Source organism: Actinoplanes sp. NBRC 101535, from assembly GCF_030269225.1.
Taxonomy (GTDB): domain Bacteria; phylum Actinomycetota; class Actinomycetes; order Mycobacteriales; family Micromonosporaceae; genus Actinoplanes; species Actinoplanes rectilineatus.
The window spans coordinates 88,705-106,574 of record NZ_BSSY01000010.1 but is presented as its reverse complement, the minus strand read 5'-3'; the positions used below and the strand labels follow the sequence as shown (position 1 = coordinate 106,574).

11 protein-coding genes and 1 tRNA gene are annotated in these 17,870 nt (G+C 62.4%); 1 reads left to right on the top strand and 11 read right to left on the bottom strand.

All coding sequences use genetic code 11. The features are described from left to right. Positions 1-36 precede the first annotated feature (36 nt). From QSK32_RS26650 to QSK32_RS26610, 9 genes are all read right to left on the bottom strand, one after another. A tRNA-Arg gene (locus QSK32_RS26650) sits at positions 37-121 on the bottom strand. Between the two features lie 457 nt (positions 122-578). Then, positions 579-1,055, bottom strand: coding sequence for an ImmA/IrrE family metallo-endopeptidase (locus tag QSK32_RS26645; RefSeq protein ID WP_285473465.1), 477 nt, complete (start codon positions 1,053-1,055; stop codon positions 579-581). 299 nt (positions 1,056-1,354) lie between these two features. Continuing rightward, positions 1,355-2,164, bottom strand: a complete 810-nt coding sequence (locus QSK32_RS26640; protein ID WP_285473464.1) for a GIY-YIG nuclease family protein — start codon at positions 2,162-2,164, stop codon at positions 1,355-1,357. Between the two features lie 391 nt (positions 2,165-2,555). Then, positions 2,556-5,474 carry a Z1 domain-containing protein gene (locus tag QSK32_RS26635; RefSeq protein WP_285473463.1) on the bottom strand — a complete coding sequence of 973 codons (2,919 nt, stop codon included), beginning with the start codon at positions 5,472-5,474 and terminating at the stop codon, positions 2,556-2,558. Then, entirely contained in the window at positions 5,471-6,457 is a 987-nt protein-coding gene (locus QSK32_RS26630) for a PD-(D/E)XK motif protein (RefSeq protein WP_285473462.1), read from the bottom strand. Before QSK32_RS26630 ends, QSK32_RS26635 begins: the two co-directional genes overlap by 4 nt. Further along, positions 6,454-7,935 carry an ATP-binding protein gene (locus QSK32_RS26625; RefSeq protein WP_285473461.1) on the bottom strand — a complete coding sequence of 494 codons (1,482 nt, stop codon included), beginning with the start codon at positions 7,933-7,935 and terminating at the stop codon, positions 6,454-6,456. The genes QSK32_RS26630 and QSK32_RS26625 overlap by 4 nt, the downstream gene beginning before the upstream one ends. A gap of 294 nt (positions 7,936-8,229) precedes the next feature. Continuing rightward, positions 8,230-10,047 carry a DUF8724 domain-containing protein gene (locus tag QSK32_RS26620; RefSeq protein WP_285473460.1) on the bottom strand — a complete coding sequence of 606 codons (1,818 nt, stop codon included), beginning with the start codon at positions 10,045-10,047 and terminating at the stop codon, positions 8,230-8,232. Between the two features lie 18 nt (positions 10,048-10,065). Beyond that, positions 10,066-13,125 carry a DEAD/DEAH box helicase gene (locus QSK32_RS26615; protein WP_285473459.1) on the bottom strand — a complete coding sequence of 1,020 codons (3,060 nt, stop codon included), beginning with the start codon at positions 13,123-13,125 and terminating at the stop codon, positions 10,066-10,068. After that, positions 13,122-14,252: a sigma-70 family RNA polymerase sigma factor gene (locus QSK32_RS26610; RefSeq protein ID WP_285473458.1), complete on the bottom strand. Its 1,131-nt coding sequence runs from the start codon at positions 14,250-14,252 to the stop codon at positions 13,122-13,124. The genes QSK32_RS26615 and QSK32_RS26610 overlap by 4 nt, the downstream gene beginning before the upstream one ends. Positions 14,253-14,774: 522 nt before the next feature. On the opposite strand from QSK32_RS26610, the gene QSK32_RS26605 reads away from it, so the two are divergent. Next, positions 14,775-15,614: a GIY-YIG nuclease family protein gene (locus tag QSK32_RS26605; RefSeq protein ID WP_285473457.1), complete on the top strand. Its 840-nt coding sequence runs from the start codon at positions 14,775-14,777 to the stop codon at positions 15,612-15,614. 8 nt (positions 15,615-15,622) lie between these two features. On the opposite strand, the gene QSK32_RS26600 is transcribed toward QSK32_RS26605, so the two are convergent. Then, entirely contained in the window at positions 15,623-16,399 is a 777-nt protein-coding gene (locus QSK32_RS26600) for a very short patch repair endonuclease (RefSeq protein ID WP_285473456.1), read from the bottom strand. Further along, the gene (locus QSK32_RS26595) at positions 16,396-17,742 is read right to left on the bottom strand and encodes a DNA cytosine methyltransferase (RefSeq protein ID WP_285473455.1); all 1,347 of its coding nucleotides are present in this window, start codon (positions 17,740-17,742) and stop codon (positions 16,396-16,398) included. The genes QSK32_RS26600 and QSK32_RS26595 overlap by 4 nt, the downstream gene beginning before the upstream one ends. Positions 17,743-17,870 lie beyond the last annotated feature (128 nt).

The following is a 17,870-nucleotide window of genomic DNA, read 5'->3' as shown; positions in this document are numbered from 1 at the left end:
ACCGCATTTCTGCAGTTCACGGCCTTGATTACCTTGTGCGCCCGAAGGGACTCGAACCCCTAACCTTCTGATCCGTAGTCAGATGACTAGTGGTCGCGGGTACACTCTGTAGCCTCCGGGCTCAAAGCCGTTTACGAAGACATATTAGCAGCTCAGAGCGACTCTACGTTTCCGCAGGTCCGGGCCGAGTGTATGAGCTAAGCGCCTCGCTGATCGATAGCCACCACTCGAACGTGCTGAAACGGTCGCGCCCGTGCTGAAACGGTCGCCGACATCCGATCACCACCGGATCACCACGCGACACCATCACACAGCGTAGAACCCGCTTCATTTAGTGCTGCTCAGCGCGAAGTGCCAACGTCGCTGATATTGAAGCTTACTGCGTCGCGACACCCGCCGGAGCGACATCGGATCACCTGCGGATCACCATCCTCAACACGGCCGCGGCCCACCAGCCCGAGCCGCCGCCAATGCCCGTGGCTGACAGCGACCGCGAAGAAAGCATCTGATCCATAGCATCACGCATCGTGCGCGCTGTAGCAGCGACGCCCGGACCTGCAGCAAGCTCGGATAAGGGCCTACTCAAACACTTGCTTAGGCCCGGCGGCTGAGTTGCTTTGCCACTCAGTGGAATTGTAGCGGAATCGCGCCATCTCGATCGTGACGCTGTAATGATCGGCAATTTCCTCAATGCCCATCTTCCTGGACGCGGCTCGGATCAGCAACGGTCGCGGAAGCAGTAAAGTCCCGCCCAATGCAGTCGCCTGTTCTTCCTCGGCGGGAAGGCAGGTTCGGAAGGGCACGCCTTCGAACTCGGTAATCTCGGAGAGTTGATGCTCGAGAAGGATGTGTGATATCTCGTGCGCTAAGTCACTGGCGACCCGGCCGCCTGCTCTTAGCGGGTTCGTCACGATGAACTTTTTCCCGCTGATCTCGAACGTGACTGCTGAGAAGGCAAAGGCTTGGAGGCGTTCGAGTTCCTCAAGGCGCTCTAGTTCGACCAGCGAGGAGGCGCTGATGACCTTCAACCGCAAATGATCGGCGACAGCATGCATGTCTAGTGGGTCGTGCGGGGCAAGTCCAAGCTCTGCTCGCAGGTGCACGGCCCTCCGTTCGGCCGCGGTGAAGAACCGGCTCAAACGCATGCAGTACCGCCATGATCTTGTCGACAGATACCTCGCCGGAACCGGACTATCCCCACCAGCCCCCGCCAGACCCTGACCCCAAAAGGTGTCAAGCGGCGTCAAACGCGATCACCAAGGCACCATGCGACCACCTACGGAGCACTACCCTCAGCAAAGGCCATTGCTGACAGCCATGAATCATGGAAATCATCTGATCCTTAGTTTGAGGTTCAGATGATCGCCAATCTAAGCTCACGATACACCTCGTTGTCCGGAAGCGAGTGACCTGCCCCGAGCGCGGCTACCTGCCCCCCTTGTCTACGCCAACCACCGATGGCGTATGCGTAGTCGACGAGTTCGCGATATATCATGATGCCGGGTGGCTGCACGACCGCTTGCCAGCCATCAGGAAGGACTTCGATTACCCTGCGCAAATGTTGCATCAACGGCACGGGACCCGGTTCGAGAACGACAGTTCGGCCCCCATAGTCAACGACTGATTCACGGTCCGCCCGAATTTGGCTTCTCTCTGAAGCAAATTTGAACAAATCGAAAGGCACCGCCTTTTTAAGCGCGAGGAGAGCATCAAGCACTGGAATCTCCCGACCAGCTATTTCATGCAGATTAACACCTACTCTGAAATCCACTGGCCTGTCAATGAACCATTGACCAGGGCGGCCGTCTGGGCGCCCGCGTCCTACGTCTTTTGGTGCGAACCCTTCCGAGATGTTCCACCCGGCCAGACCTTCCTCCCGGTAGCGCTTAATCAGCACCGACTCTGGGGCAGCAGAGTCCACGAATTTATCGACATATAGACAGCGAAATTTCATGTCTCTCACGTCGATCCCCACCCGCCCCATGCATCGCCTTAGATGCTGATAAAGCCTTACCCGCAGAGTATCTTGGGACTTACCGAAGTACTTGGACTCATCTCGCCAAAATAACTGGTAGACGCCGTGTTCGAAACTCAGGATGTCGAGATTTTCGCCGGTTAAGGCGACCGGCTCAAGCTCATTCAATCTAGCCGGTAACTGCTCCAAAAGGGCAGCGTTAAGATCAATGGCGAATGCGTCCGCGAACGAAGTGATATCCCCGCGAGGTCGCGTACGAGGCGGCATTATTCCACATCCCAGCTCAAATTGAAAGACCGACCGCACATTAAGTTAACAGCACCCCTATCAAGAATTCTTGTCATTCTTTACGCAAAAATTCTCGTCGCTAGAACCTCTCCCCCTACGGGGATGAGACGACATTTTCGCTACAACTAACACGCGCCAAAGGAATTTATCAAATCTCATCTGTGATCTACCGACGCGACTCGTGGCTGATCCGTCGAACCCTGGCCTTCCTTCACCGACCATAAGGGACCGAACTTCTACAAGCCCGAATCAAGGACTATCAGAACGCGGGAAGATGATTTCCAGCAGCCATTCAGGATCTGTCAACAATGGCGACGTTGCGGGCTGATGTGACTCTGGTTGTGAATAAAACCAGACGTTTGTCTTTTCCGACCGCAGTCTGCGGCGCGACGAGATGGAATGCCAAGGTAACCTGCGAAGGTTTCAGTTCCTCATCGACTTTCCCCGGTATCGATGAATCCTCTGCTCTATCAACGAGGGGGTAGATAATGATTGCCCCGGACCGGCTTGCCGCCAATCGGGCGGCCTCGTCGCCGATATCCGGCCGTCCACGCTTGATGAGCTCGATAGGGCGGCGATGAGTGACCTCACTGATCGCGCTGTAATAGTCGGCCTTGAGTCTCCGACGGCTGAAAACGCTGATGGGTTCATGTCCAAGTATACGACGACGGGTACTTGTTCCCTTCTGTTGAGGAAGGATGACAAGCCAGCCGTCGATTTGCTGCTCGGTCAATGAGAGGAGCCAGCGAAGGTCGGGTGTGAGCGCGTCTGCGGGCACCAGTTGTAGCGATCGGACCGCTTCAACAAGTTGTTCGTGGCTGACTCTGCCGATCCACGCGTAGTAGTCCCATGAACCCGAGGTGTTGAATTCATCTTCATCTGGGAGCGTGCCCCATAGCCGGGTGCACGTCGTCGCGGCGTCGATCAGCGGCTTGAAGGCCTTAGTGTTTGCCTCCTTGAGCGTCGCGGCGGCGGGCCATCCGCGGGGTTCCACCGCCATGCCAGGCGACCGACGTTCTGCCAGCTCGGCGTTATACATCTTGTTCGTCGCGGCGGGCTTGAGCCAGCTCAGGTGTTGCGCGACCAAGGGCGGCACCTCAGCCGGCGTGACTTGTTTTTGGCCATCGACCGGGTCGGCGTACTGCTTGAGTTCGGCGCGGAAGTGTTCCTCGTCGCGGCAGCTGGCTTCGAAAGCGGTGTGCAAGGTGGGATCGATGTAGAGCCGCACGAGGTCCTTGTAGTGCGGACGGAAACCGAACCAGCGTCCCATCTGCATCAGGGTATCTTGCTGCTTCGTCATTCGTCGGTAGTACGAGATCGTCAGCCCTTCAACGGTGAAGCCACGAGCTAGGCTGTTGCCGCCGACGAGGATACGCCATACCGCCCCGCCATCGAAGTCAATCTCCTCATTCTCGAGGCTTTTCTCGCTATTGACAACGATGACCGGATCGCCACTCTGCCCGATCCGGCGAACGGCGCCTGAGATGTGATCCGACAGCTCCGCGAAGTCGGCTGGGATGGGTTCGCCAGGCGCGGTGGCGCGAGCGACGGGCGCGAAGTCTCGTTCGAAGAGTTCGCGAAGGCGATGAAAGCAGTCGGTGGAGTAGTAGCCGCCCGTCCGCCACGCGGTTCGCACGTCTTCGGCTCTCTCCGCGTGCACCGCGCGTTGCATCGCGTGATGCACCAGCATGGTGTGGTGTCGGAATTTTCCGGTACCGTGCGATTCTCGGTAGAGCTTGAACGCCCCGCTCAGGACGAAAGCGTCGATGGCCTCCTGCAGTCGCGACTTATCGTCTGGGTCGTCGCTGAGCATTCGCACATGGGCTTCGACGTTCGAGGTACCTATACTCGCCGATTGTTCGCTGAAGTCGGCATCGAGGTCCTGGAAGTCCGCAGCGCCCATGTAGCCGAACGGGCGCTTCAAGGAGATGAGGAAGTCGCTTGGGAAGATGTCCTCGGCGTCCGTTGGGTCGATGAAGACGTTGGCGAAGGGCGTCGCGGTATATCCGACATACTGGCACCGGTGAAGCAGGCCCATGAGTTCGCCGATGCGCTTGTTGATGATGGTGCGTTCCTTCTGGTCCTGCTGCCACTTCTTCGGGTTACTCGTGTTGGGTGAGGCCTGATCGGACTCGTCGTCGATGATGAGGGCTGGGATATCCGCGAGCCGGGTCGTGATCTTTCCGAGGTCCTTGACTAGTTTCCCGAGTACAATTCCGTTCTTCTTGACGACAACAAGTCTCGCGTTGCTGCCGGCTAGATTGACCGGGTCGTACATCGGCTTAGTGCGGTCGGGACGTTCGAAGTCCAAGGCGCTGATGCCTTGCTGGAGGCTTCGGTAGTCGAAGGCTCGGGTGGTGAGGCGGACGATGTCGGGACGCCCGGCGTCGGATGGTCGGATGCCGTGCTGGACGAACTTTCCGTCGAGCCAGTCGCGGTCCGAATGGTATTCGAAGGCCTCGGTGTCGGTCTCGCTGATTCCACGCAGTAGGTTCTCGCGGCCGACCAGTTCCATGTCGAGGCGCCGTTGGGTTTGTGCGCGCAGCAGGTCGGTGCTTCCGGTCAGCACGATGATCAGGCGGTAGCCGGCGTCGACTGCTTTGGCGATCACGCCGGTGAAGTTCGCGGTTTTGCCGCTCTGCACGTACCCGACGACGAGTCCCTTGGATTGGTAGCGAGCTGGGGCGGCCGGGTTCGCGAGTCGTTCGACGACCTTGGTGGTCGCGGCGTCGAGGCCGGCGATGGCAGGGCCGCCGAAGCCTCGGTTGTTCATGAGGTGGTCGCTGTAGTGCTGCCAGTAGAAGTTCCCGTTCTGGCGCACCTGCGGGGTGTACCACGGTGTCCAGTCACCGTCGATCACGGTGTCGTCGTCAACAACGACGGGAAAACGATCGAGAAGAATCTGGGCGATCTTGTCGCTGACCTCGAGCAGACGAGTGACATGCGCTCGCCGCTGGGGCGTGCCGGGTTCGGTGTCGCCGATCCAGGACTCGCCCTCAGTGGCGTCCCAGGTGGCCAAGGTGACCGCGAATTGCCGACGCAGTGGGTCGTCGGAGTCCGCCGCCATCAAGTAGGCACCGAGGCTGTCATCGTTGGCGGGGCTCGAGGGATCCTCGGCCATCGCTGTGGCTATGGCGTGGATGGGACGCGGTCCTCGCAACGACATCGCGTTCAACGCGGCGCGGTAGCTGAGGGCAAATGACTCGTTCATACGGTCACCTCGGTAGCGATAATGTCGGATAGGAGAGCCGGGACCGCGTCGCTATGGCTTTGCGTGCTGAGATCGATGCGGTAGTTGACCGAGACAAGGCGACTTCGGTCGTAGTCGACGTGGGCGAGCTGCGTTGAGGTGAGCCGAGGGAAACCAGCGGCGACGAGGAACGCCTTGGATGGCGATCGCCGCCGCCATCGGGTCATACACAGGTCGGCGAATGGCTCGGACCATCCGGCGGCGGCGAGACGGTCGTTGAAGGTGGCGGTGGCGCCTGTCGCGGCGAAGAGGTCGCGGGCTGTATCGACAAGATCCGGAAGACGCCACCCTTCCTGCGGGCCAGCCTCGGTGAGTTGATGGGAGACCACCCATAGGGGGGTGCCCTCATTACCGTCCAACTGTGTGAGGGAGTTAATCCAGTGCGTGCGGCGTTCCGTGGCGGTGGTCTTGACCTCGACGTCCATGCCGGCGATGGAGAAGTCGTGTTCCTCCGCATGCGGTCCCCGCCACCCCGCGATCGCCTCCTGAGGGCCGAGGTGACGGCCGGTGCCTAACAGGATGAGGAGTTCGCCGCAGAGGCCGAGTTCCCGTTCCCGGGACAACGCGCGGCCCAGTTGCAACAGCGAGCGCAGGCTGTTGACGCTCTCCATGATCGCCGACGCGAAGTCCTGGCCGCTCAGTTGGACGCGATCCGCGATCGCGCATAACAGCGGGTAGGCGTCGAGAAGTAGATCGGCGTCGGTGATGACGAGCTGGAGTTGGCTGGGATCGCGCGACCATCTGCTGATCTTGATGTTGTCGGTGTGGAGAGCTGGGGTCGGTTTCCCGCTCGGGTATGAGCAGCGCAAGGTCAGGGCGGGAATGTGTGGGTCGATGATCAGGGTCAGCGGCGGGTCGCCGTCGATGGGATGGGCGATGGCGACGCCGCTGGCCAGGTACTGGCGAAACCCGGCGAGGCTGAGATGCCGCTTCGGGATGGTCACTGGCGCGTACTTCGCGCGTGTTGGGACCGAGCCGCGGCGGTGAGGACTTCCTGCCACAGCGCGATGTTGTCCTTATCCTTGGCCCCGAGGTATTCGCCCTGGAACACATCCTCGATGAGAAGGTAGACGAGTGCCTTGACCATCGGGGCGTCGTTGAGCCCGCCGCGTGCCTCGCCGATGATCGATTGCCGGTATCGATCGTTGAGCCAGATCGTCCGGTTCTCCCGGTCGATGGCGAAAAAGTCGAGGCCTTCCTCCCGTCGCCATCGGACGTCGATTGGTTCTTCTCCGTCGATGAAGGGGATCTCCTCGCCGATGGCTCGTTTGACGGCGGGTTCGAAGCCCTTGCCAGGGGGAAGCATCTTGCGGCGGTCCCGGCTGCGCTCACGCGAGCGCTTGTAGACGCTTTCCGCGTCCCGTAGGTAGTCGCCGATGGTGGAGCCGTCGGGACTGCGGGCCGCTTCGATCAGGTGTGCGAAGTCCGGGCCGACGGTGATGCGCGACTTTTCGGGATTCATAGAGAACAAGCCGGCGATGTCGTCGGTTATGTCGATCGTGACCCGCGCCAACTGGAGGCGAGGGTCCGTCACGGTCAAGCCGTCCCAGCCGCCGGCGTGTAGGAGCCGATCGGCGCGGTAGAAGTAGAGGCCTTGGCGCTCGTTCGCGCCGCCCGGAAGCTTGAACTCCGGCAGCTTCGACCGTCCCGGCCAGATGTGGCAGGACAGGTTGAGCGAGATGCCGTCGCGTGCGGCGGTGAGCGTTTTCGGGTAGTCAGGGTGGCCGGGACGGTGGTATCCGAAGGGGTTAAGCGCCTCCGCCTCGAAACGCGCGCCAACGGCGGCGCGATCGACGTCCTCGACATCGACGAACACTCGAAGGGCGTCTCGAGCGAGGAATCGATGCAGCACTAGACCGAGGTGATTGAGAATCTTGGTGATAGTGGCGGTGAGGAACCCCTGAACTCGATCACGGTCATCGCTGGCCGTGAAGCCCGTCACGTCGTCCCACCGGATAACGGTGCGTCCGCCCGCGCCCGCCGACTTGAATCCCCAGTCTCGGTCGAGTTCTTCCCCGACGAACTCCGGCGCCACGATGTCACAGCGGAATTCCGTGGCGCTGCCTAGGTGCCACCGGCGACCGCTCGTAGCGCCATCACCCGTACGGGTTAACACTGTGAGACTACGGGCCTGGCTGAATGAGGCCGCCTTCATTCCCAGCCCGAACTTACCCAAGCTTCCCTGCTGGTAGTCACGACGCCCGCCGACTGTCATGGCGGAGTCGATCCGTGACGCCGCTATTCCCCGGCCGTTGTCCGCCACGTACAGCGAGCAAAGCCTTCCCCGACGCTGGACGAAGCGGATGACGACCTCGGTCGCGGACGCGTCGATAGAGTTGTCAACAAGATCAGCCAGCGCGGTCTCGAGGCTATGGTTTCGACCGATACCCTCGAGAGCGTGCGCATCTGGAGGTAGATGCACCGAACCATCGGTGGGGACGCTTTCCCGCCACGTTGACAAGCCAATCCTCCAGCTACCTCTAGTTATTGTCAGTTGAGTAGGCCGGTCGGCGCTGGCGATCGGCGATTGTTCTCATTCCAGGTGCCAGTAACGATGAGCGTTGAGTTCCGAACCCGCAGTGGGACGTCTGCTAGCCGCCTAGCGTTCGGGTGGCCCGAGTTGCACCGTAGTGTCGGCGAGCTGGCCGCCCTCAAGCACGAAACGCCCACCCTTGGTTCAACATTTCAGCCGTATGGCCATGCCACGAGCACCCGATCAGCTCGGGACTGGCGTACCTTCGTCAGCGTTGCCCGCTGGCAGTGCGTCAGACGGCCCTCGCCTGAGCGTCCGGGTTGAGTGTGCGGCGAGGTAGCCGTCGGGCCCGAACAGGGCGGCTCGGTCAAGATAGTGATTGAAGCGGTCACAAACGGGTTCTCCGAGATGCAAACAGGCTTGGCATGCGCCTCCATGACGGCGACAAGCGGGGTCGAGCGGACATCGAGTCTCGGCGCTTAGCATCGAGTTGAGGAAGTGGTGCAGATCGTTCTCGAATACCGCCTGCACCCCGCCGAGCACGAAGTCACCGCGGGTGGCGGCGTAGACGAAAAAGACGCCGTGGCTGGGAATGAGGTATTCGCCTAGGCTTTCTCTGTCCACTCCCGCGAAGACCGACAGGTTACGGATAACCCGGTGCGCATATGTATGGACCAATTCGATGAGGTCCCGGCCGGCCGGGGTGGCTTGCTCCTCATCGACGAAGCGGTCCGGTACGGAGATCGCGGCGGCGAGGATAGCCCGTGCTTCACTGTCGTCGGTGGCTGGATCGAGGTGGTGGCCTCGGCTGGCCAGCCAGTGGTGAACGCGCAGCGGGTTGAGGCGGAACATGAGCGCTTCGGAGTCTTGAGGGTCGGCGTAGATCCGGGTGCCGCGGCGACCGCTAAATAGGTTGAGCCGGGTCTTGCCGGGCTCCAGGCCGCCGCGGGTATAGCCGTAGGCCGCCCGCAGAATCGGGAATCGGTCGATCAAGTCGATGCCGGAGAAGCCGGCTCGGTCGATCGCGGCCGGGTACTCGGTCTCATAGGTCCGCCGGGCGTGGTCCGGCGTCTCCGGCTTGATGAGGTCCTCGACCAAGACGCGGGACTCGATGGTGGCTAGGGCGATATCAACGGCCTGACGTTCGGCGTCTTCGATGCGGGCAACTGGGGCGTTAGCCAGGGCGCCGATGTTGTCCTCAGGGCCGAGCGCCCCGGCGTCGGCGGCGACAGCAGCCATCTTTTCGGCTGTCTGTCGATCGAAACCCATGTCGAGCAGCTGGCTGATGGTCGAGGCGCTGGTGTGCTGGTCTGATCCGGGCTTGCGTGTGTGGAATCCGGAGATCGCCCAGGCGAGCGCGCGGCGAGGCCCGCCGGCATCGGTGACCTCAGCCATGCGCTTACGGCTGCGAGGGTTGATCAACGTGAATGTTTGTGGGGCATAGACGGTGGAGGCGCGGTGCACGTTGTATACCAGTGTCGTACCGTTGCGTCGTGTGCCCCACGATCGGCCGCAGGGGCATTTCCTGTGGACCATGCCCTGGCGGATCAGGGTTTTGCATTTCGGGCACTCGAAACGGATCCGGCTGGCGTCCATGCTCTTCTGGTACGGCATCCGGCTGACGTGATGGGCCGGGCACCGTGGGATGACGGGCGCCTCGAGGTAACCGCATTCGTGGTAGGCGACGAAGTGGAGCTGGTCCCATTGGCGGGTGGCGCCGCAGGTGGGGCAGGGTCGGTCGAGGCGATCCTCGACTGTCCTGCATTTGCGGCAGACGTAAACGTTGGGGAAGCGCTCGACGCGGACTCCGCGATCAGGGTTGACTTCGACGACCTCGAGCGGTCCGCCACGGCGGAGACTTGCCGTGATGCCGGTGTCGTCACCGTGGTTGGCCCATCCGTTTAGTTGGTCCATGAGCCGGCGGCGGATGATGGCGTCGTCGACGTCGACCGGTTTGGGGTCGCGCCATTCAGTGGTGCGGTAGATGCCGCCGCGGAGGTCGCCGGTTTGTTGCGGCAGGAATCCGTAGAGGACCTGCGAGCCGCTGCGTGTGTCCTTCATTGTGTCGCTGTCCCCGTACTAGTCGTCGCTGATCGGGATCTGCGCCTCGACGTCGCGCAGTGAGAGCATGGGCCTACGATTAAGCAGCTCGCTGGGCCACTTCAGTCCTAGTCCGTACTCCTGCAGCTTCGCGAAGTACCCGTCGATGAGGTCGGTCTCGAGGTCCTCACGCAGTAGGTACTCGGTGTCACGGACGCCGAGGATCGAGGCGATCGCGTCGACCTCGGCCTCGGGGGAGAGTCCGGTCAGGTTGACGTACTCGCGCAGTAGCTGGATGGTGGTGAGCCGTTGCTGGGGCGAGCGTGGCTCGTGGACGAAAAGGCGGCGGGCCTCGACGGCGGCAGGTGTGGTGAGCTCTAGTACTTTCCGGCTTGATCGTGTGATGGGTACGGGTTCGACGAATCGGTCGCCCTGTTCGACGAAGGCGCGAAAGTGGCTGTAGACGGTGGAATCTCGCTCGCGACCCACTTTGTGGATGACGTAGACCAGGCCTGGATGGGTACGTCCGACGCGGGCGGTCGCTTGGATGAATTCGGCGGTCGTAAGCGGGACACCGAGTACGGTCATGATGTTGAGGCGGTCGACGTCAACGCCATGCGAGATCATGGATGACGCAGTGACCACGTGGATGCGGTCGTTGAATTCGGTGCCGGGGTTGATGAGATCGGCGAGGACGTCACGGACCTCGGTGAAGCTGGTTTGGCCGGTGAGTGACTCGACGCGCAGCGGTTCGATGGGGACCTGGGTGCCCATGGATCGGCGGGCGGCTTCGACGTCGCGGACGGTGTTGCCGTAGATGACGTCGGTGCCGTAGAGGTTAACGATGTCGGTGGCATGCTGTGAGTCGATGCCGATGTCACGGCTCAGCGTCTCCGGATTCTCCCGCAGGTCTCGGATGCTCTGCTGCAGGATCGTCGTGGTGCGGTCCGACACCCATTCCAGGGTAACGCCGCGGGGCCATACAGCCACGAATCGGCGCAGGAGCCGATCGGTTTCTCGACTCCAAAAGCTTTGTCCGGCCGTCGGGCCGGCCTGTGGGAATACTCGACCCGGTCTCGAGTAGAGGGTGTCGACCTGACGGGCGTATCCCTCGAGGGTCGCGGATGACGCGATGATTTTGCTGGTGCGGCCGGTGAGTTCGCGCTGCAGCCCGTCGAGGATGGCTTCGTAGTGGGAGTCGACCGCGCCGAGAGAGTCTCGCAAGAGGTGTAACTCGTCCTGGAGGCGGAAGGTGGGTGCGAAACGAGACCTCTGTTCTTCGGTGATCGGCAGCGTGGGTGCGTCGCAGTCGGGTACCAAACATCCGCTCTTACGCGAACCGCGTTTGGCGTAGGTGAAGCCGTGCCCCTCTCGCGTGCACCAGGCGGTAGGACCGTGGACGAATCCGCGCATATTGGCCTGCATGCCGATGACTGAGGCCTTGTCGAGGGTGCCGATCACGACAGTGGGCAGGAATCGGTAGATTTCGGCGTCAACGATGTACAGCGGCAGTGGTTCTCCCGCGAGGTCACACTTCGCGTTGAGGCAGCGGTGCTCCAAGCGCCACTCGCGCCGGTTGAAGCGAGTCTCGACCGTGGTCGCGGCGCAGAAGGAGCAGCGGCTCAAGATCTGAAACTTCGCGGGCATCGTGTCGTCCTCGACGTCGATGGGGTTCATCTCGGTCGGCTGTTTCGGAATCTCATTGGGGGTGGAGGTGCCACCGATGAAGTAGCCCAGCGCGATGGGGTGCCCTTTGATCTCGTGCCTTCGCCGGACGAGTTCGCCGGCGGCGAGAGCGTCGGCGAAACGCTGGGTCTGCTGAAGTGAGAGCATCCTAAGCGGGAACCGGCTCCAGGCGGTGATTCCCGACCTCTTACCGCGTAGGCGGTCGTGGAACGCAGCGAGGAGCAGGAGCCCGAGGTAGGTCTCGGTCTTGCCGCCGCCGGTCGCGAACCAGACGATTTCGACGGTGTCCCACTCCTGCTGCCCGTCGACGAGGCTCGGCAGGACGGAGAGGATGAAGCCGAGCTGGAAGGGTCGCCAGTCGGGGTACTTCCCGCGAGCGGCGAGTGACATGGCCTCGTTCATCAACGTGAACGACCGGCGCAGTGTGGCATCCGAGGCGAGGATCTCAACACCGCGACGGATGCGAGCGGCCTCAGCGCGATACTCGTCGGCCTCCGCTCGTGCGTAGTCGGCCATCTCGGCACTCCAGCCTTCTTGCCGGGCTCGGGCGTCGAGTACATGATCGGACCAATAGCGGTCGCCCCAGCGGTGATAGGCGTCGGCCAATTGCCGGGTGGAGTCCAGCGGTGCCTGTGCCAAGGTGTCGAACTTAAGGTCGAGTACCTCCCTGGCTGTGTCGTCGAACGTGTACTCGGGACGGCAACGTTCGACCACGATGGTGTCCGCCGTCATCAGAGTTTCGGTCTTGGGATCCTTCTCGATCCCGCAGTTGATGCCGATGGCGTCGAGCGAGCGGTCGTAACGGAAGCTGTCGGGCAGCGACTCAAGAACGAATGGGACAGTTTTGAGCCCGCTGATGGTCAGCTTGGTTTGAAAGAGGTAGCGCTCACCGCGAGGCACCTGCTTCCCCTCGGGGGTCGTATTGACCAGTTCAACGGTGATCTCCGGCCGGCCGTCTCGCCATGACTCGTCGGTGACCCGGATCTCGGCTGTCGCCGACACCCCCACCGCGCGTAGCCGTGTCGTGATCGCCTCGGCGCCAAAGGTTCGCTCGACTCCGGCGGGCATGTCGATTGGCACGTCGACCGTCACGATCTCGGACTTGGCCCATTTGTCACTCCCGCCGCCACCCGAGCCCGCCTCGACACGGTGCCAGCCACAGGCCTCGACGCACACTCGAAACGCCCATGGGCCCGGCGCGGCGAGTCGGATCCGCGCACCGACGGCGCAAGGATCCATCCGCCGCTCGCGACCCGAGCGCGCGACTGCGGCGCTTTCAGGTGCCAGCCGCCCTAGCCAGAACACGCCCGAGGGGTCGACGTCCAGGGCCTGGAGAAGGTCGCCACGGCCTTCATGGGTAACCCGTGTGTCGAGCCAGCGAACGAAGCGCTCATATGCCACATGTTGGCTCACGCGACACCGCCCAGCACGGTTTCCGCCAACGTGCGGACCTCCTTATCGCTTCGTAGAATCTGGAAAATCTTCTTCTCGATCTGCCGGACTCGTTCTCGGGTGATGCCGAGTTCGGCACCCAGGTACTCCAGCGTCCGCTCCTCACCACCACCGAGGCCGAACCGGCCTTCGACGATGCGCATCGATCTTGGATCGAGGACCACCTCGAGTCGCCGGATGAGAGCTTGTGCCACCAGTTGGTCGATAACGCGGTCTTCCGGCCCAGGCTCCTGATCGGAGAGGACGTAGTCGGCGAGGGTGGCACTCCCGCCATCGTCCTCGCCGACGGGCGCGTCGAGGCGAGCGACGGGGGCTACCGCGTCCAGCATCGCTTGGACGCGACCCGGATCCTGTTCGACCCCCGTGGCCAACTCGGCCAGGGTCGGGCTTCGACCGTTACGCACCTCGAAATCGCGGGCGTAATGCTGGATCCGGCGGATCTCCATGCACAGGTGCACCGGCACTCGAATCATCGCGCCGGTGTCGTCGATGGCGCGTTCCACATGCTGGCGGATCCACCACGTTGCGTAGGTGGAGAACTTGTAGCCCTTCTCAGGGTCGTACTTGATCGCGGCCCGGTAAAGCCCTCGGGTGCCTTCCTGTACCAAGTCGTCGAAGTCCAGATCGCCGGCGCGGTAGACGTATCGGCGCACCATGCTCACGACGAGCCGGACGTTAGCGACGATCAGGTCGTTTCTAGCGCTTTCACCATCAGCGATGATGGCTTGCTCGTCCGTACGGGGCGGCCGCCGCTCGATGAAGCATCGGGACGCTGTACCAATGCCAGCTTGAATACGCTGTCCGAGAGTGACTTCTTGTTCCGGCCTGAGGATCCGGTGGACGCGCATGAGCGCCGGCAGTGATCCGGACACGTTCTTGTCGTCGTGCCCGGTGGCGAGCCGAACTCCGGACGGTACGCCGACGACATCGACGTCGAGGTCGTTTAGGGCCGCGAGCAGGTTCGCGACCTCGTCGGCGAGCCCACGCGCAGCGGCTACCCGTACGACATCAGACCAACTGATCCCGCCAGCGCGTTCGGCGTCGTCGACCAGCACATCGAGACACCGAGTGAACGGTTCGCCCTCCATGTGATCCCTCCTCATTCAACAGACCACCAAACCACGCCAAGAATGCGCGCGCCCTTCGCGTTCGGTAGCACCGTCCGCCTTACTGCACTACACAGTGGAGATTTTCCACGAGGCGCGCAAGGCCCTATCGGGAAAGGCACGGAAATTGCCTTAGGTACGCGTCGCCGCCGGTTTTTGAGGAATTGCCGCACCCGTCGGTTATGCCCAAAGCGTTGACGCCGATTCACCGCTCAGATAAGTTCCTGTCAGGGCCAGCCTTAGACCCTGCGGTCCATGGTTCGTACATCGAATCCTCCGATGCTTTGACCCTTGCGATCCGCCATCAGTTGCTCCGCCGCCATGAAGATCACGACGACACGCCTATTGGGCGCTGGCCGCCTCGCCTGGCGAGCGCTTCGCCGCGGTTGACTGCGACCACCGTATCGAGACGATGCTTTAGAGTGATCGCCTTGAGTGCTGACGGCTCCGGTACCACGGATGTCGCCGGCAGTGGCGTGATAGTTGGACGCGGGGAGATTCGGGATGGACGCATGGATCGCCGAGTTTCGACTGAGCATCACGCGGGCGTTGGCCGATCAACTAGCCACCACGCTTAAGCCGCTCTCACCAGCCGTGCTGGGCCCAGGGGCGCTTAGTAAGGTCGAGGCGCGGCCGGGGGTGTATGTTCTCTTCGTCGATGGGAAGCGCGTATACGTCGGCAAGGCGGCGAGCAACCTCCGTGCCCGCCTCGAGCAGCACTACCGGAAGCTCTCCGGACGTGCTGGCATCACGATGTCTGACGTTCGTTTCACCTGCGTCTACGTGGACGAAGACCTAGACTCCGCCGCGCCTGAGAAGCTCCTGATCAAGAAGTATCGACTCGACGACACAATCCCCTGGAACACCAATGGCTTCGGCAACAAGGACCCCGGCCGGAACCGTGACCGAAGCGTCGTGAAGGCCAAACACTTCGATGCCGTTTATCCGATCGATCTTAACTATCGGCTGAGCATCCCGGTCACTGGTTGGGCGGTGGCCGATCTCTTGGACAAGCTCAAACGCGAACTTCCGTACCTTCTGCGGTACGAGAACAAGAACGGGGCGCACCTGGCGGAGCTTAAACGCACGCGTGTTGAGTTGCCGGCTGTCGAGTTGCCGGCCAGGGAGGCGCTGATCTCGATCATCGACGCGCTGCCCGCAGGCTGGCAGGCGACCGCGCTCCCCGGATACGTGATCCTCTACAAGGAGGAGACCTCGTACGACAGCGCTCTGCTGTGGTGGCATCGTGACCCCAGGGACGGTGAGGTGTACGAGACGCCGGGTCCGCAGCGTTTTGACACCGGAGATGTCGAGACGTCGGAACAGGGTGACCTGTTCGACTGATGATCGCCTCATTTACGGGTGCCGCGGACGGCGGCCTCAACCCGCTCCGCCGCCGGCTGTGGCACCTCGTGCTCCCATACTCGGATCGTTGTCCAGCCCGCTGCCGCCAATAGCTGGTCGGTCTCCGCGTCGCGGGCTTTGTTGCCCTCGATCTTGGCGTGCCAAAACTGTTGATTCGCTCGAGACGGGCGGTAGTGCTCCGGACAGCCGTGCCAGTAGCAACCGTCAACGAAGACGGCGATCTTCAGGCGGGGGAAGAGTAGGTCCGCCGTGCGGCGCAGACCTGGTATCGGACGCGCGTTAACGCGGTAGCGAAAGCCTCGTTGGTGGAGATGGGTGCGGAGCTTGCGTTCGGGGGCGGTGTCGCGGCCTTTGTTGCCTTGCATGGAGGAACGCACCGCGCGGTTCTGAGCCCATGATTCCGGTGGTGGGGCGGCTGGCGCGGTCAGTCCTTTGGCGTGAGCCAGCCGCCAGCCCTCCTTGAGGTTCTCCCCACGAGTCGGGTGTCCGACCTCGCCGAGGTACCGCTCTGGGGATCGGCCCCTGTCTGACCAGCGCAGGTAGGCTCTGATTCTTCGAGTTCGCGAGAAGAGTTTTAGGGCTACCGAGGCGTGTGCCTGCCGGCCGTCGTCGAGGTTGACCCAGCGTTGGTCGGGTCCGCCAGCGGCACGGTCCTGTTCGGCGGCGAGCGCGCGCCGACTCCGGCCCTGGCGGCCGCGCCAGGCGCGGTCGTCGGGGCAGGAGTCGGCCCAGCCGCGTTCGCCTTGCTCGTGGGTCTCTTTCATCGCCGTTTGTCGGCGTCGTCCAGCGCGGCCGCGACGGCGGTGGCGAAGAACTCGGCCAGCTTGACGGGTACGGCGTTACCCAGTTGGCGCATCTGCTCGCCGCGAGGTCCCGCGAGTTTCCACTCGTCGGGGAACGTCATGACACGTGCGGTTTCCCGCACTGTCATGTATCGGTGCCGGAACACCGCCTGTTCGTCGTCGATGGTCTCGGCGAACTGATCGTCGGTGAGGAGCACCGACTCTCCGCCGGGGACGCCGTGAACACCCGCCTTCACGGTCTTGGCGGGCTTGTCCAACTCGTTGGGTGTGTGGCCGGGGTAGATGCGGGCTGCGGGCCAGCCGACGTGGTATCTGATCCCGTTCGGTTCACGGTCGATGCGGTCGAGGTGTTCCCAGGAGACCGGGGGTAGGGGGTTCTCCTGGTACTCGCCCTTGTCGTACTCGTACAACAGAGCGTCTCGGAGGGTCAGCCAGGGCACCTTTCCGTCGTCGAACGGCTCCTGCTTCGGCAGGCGCGACTCGACGAGCGCTTTTACCGCGGCGGGAATCGGTGGAAGCTTGGCCTTCTTCCGGGCCTTGTCGTGCCGCTTCCAGTAGGACCCGTCCTTAATCGAGCGGATGAGTGCCCCCTCCGAGTGGGTGGGCGCAATCGACTTCTTGAACTTCTCGACGTCGACGCCGAGATCGCTCCGGAAGGCCACGATGATGATTCGGTTACGGATCTGCGGGACACCGTAGTCGGCTGCGTTCACCCTGGTCGTGATGACCTGGTATCTCTTCTTCGGATCAGGCGACTCGGCCGACAGACGCTCTTGAAGGATCTTGTCGTGCTCTTGCCAAGTGGCACCCGCGTCACGTTCCTCGAAGGGCAGGCCGAGCTCGCGTTCGATGTATTCGAAGTACGGGCGGAACGAGGGCCGCAGCAGTCCCTGAACGTTCTCGCACATCACCACTTTGGGCTGGATCTCCCGGATGGCCCGGAACATTTGGGGAAACATGTTCCGTTTGTCCTCATCGCCCCTCGCGACGCCACCAAGGCTGAAGGGCTGGCACGGAGGCCCTCCAGCCAGCAAATGCACCCTGTCCCAGAGGTAGTGGAACTCGACCTCGCTGACGTCGCCGGGAACCAGCGGCCACTTATCGCCTGGTTCGGGTAGGCGCTCCTGATCACCACGCAACTCGGCCTTGTTGGCCGTCAGGGTCGCGCAGGCGTGTTTCACCAGCTCGTTGACCAGCAGTGGCCGGAAACCAGCGCTGTGCACCCCCCAGGCCAAGCCGCCGCCACCCGCGAACAGCTCGACCGAGGTGCGGTCATTAGTCTCGTTTATGCGCGGCTCAAGCATGATTAAACCATACCGCGGAGTTGTTGATCTTGACTAGTAACACGCCGATCGTTCTCGATCTGAGGCCTACGACACGAGGCCGGCGAGCCGGGAGGAGGTCGCGGGCGGTGCCGGTAGATTGGCGAGCA

Coding starts and splice junctions, on each gene's coding strand:
- QSK32_RS26600 (WP_285473456.1), bottom strand. CDS start 16,399: ATGAAAGAGACCCACGAGCAAGGCGAACGCGGCTGGGCCGACTCCTGC.
- QSK32_RS26605 (WP_285473457.1), top strand. CDS start 14,775: ATGGACGCATGGATCGCCGAGTTTCGACTGAGCATCACGCGGGCGTTG.
- QSK32_RS26610 (WP_285473458.1), bottom strand. CDS start 14,252: ATGGAGGGCGAACCGTTCACTCGGTGTCTCGATGTGCTGGTCGACGAC.
- QSK32_RS26620 (WP_285473460.1), bottom strand. CDS start 10,047: ATGAAGGACACACGCAGCGGCTCGCAGGTCCTCTACGGATTCCTGCCG.
- QSK32_RS26645 (WP_285473465.1), bottom strand. CDS start 1,055: ATGCATGCTGTCGCCGATCATTTGCGGTTGAAGGTCATCAGCGCCTCC.
- QSK32_RS26595 (WP_285473455.1), bottom strand. CDS start 17,742: ATGCTTGAGCCGCGCATAAACGAGACTAATGACCGCACCTCGGTCGAG.
- QSK32_RS26635 (WP_285473463.1), bottom strand. CDS start 5,474: ATGAACGAGTCATTTGCCCTCAGCTACCGCGCCGCGTTGAACGCGATG.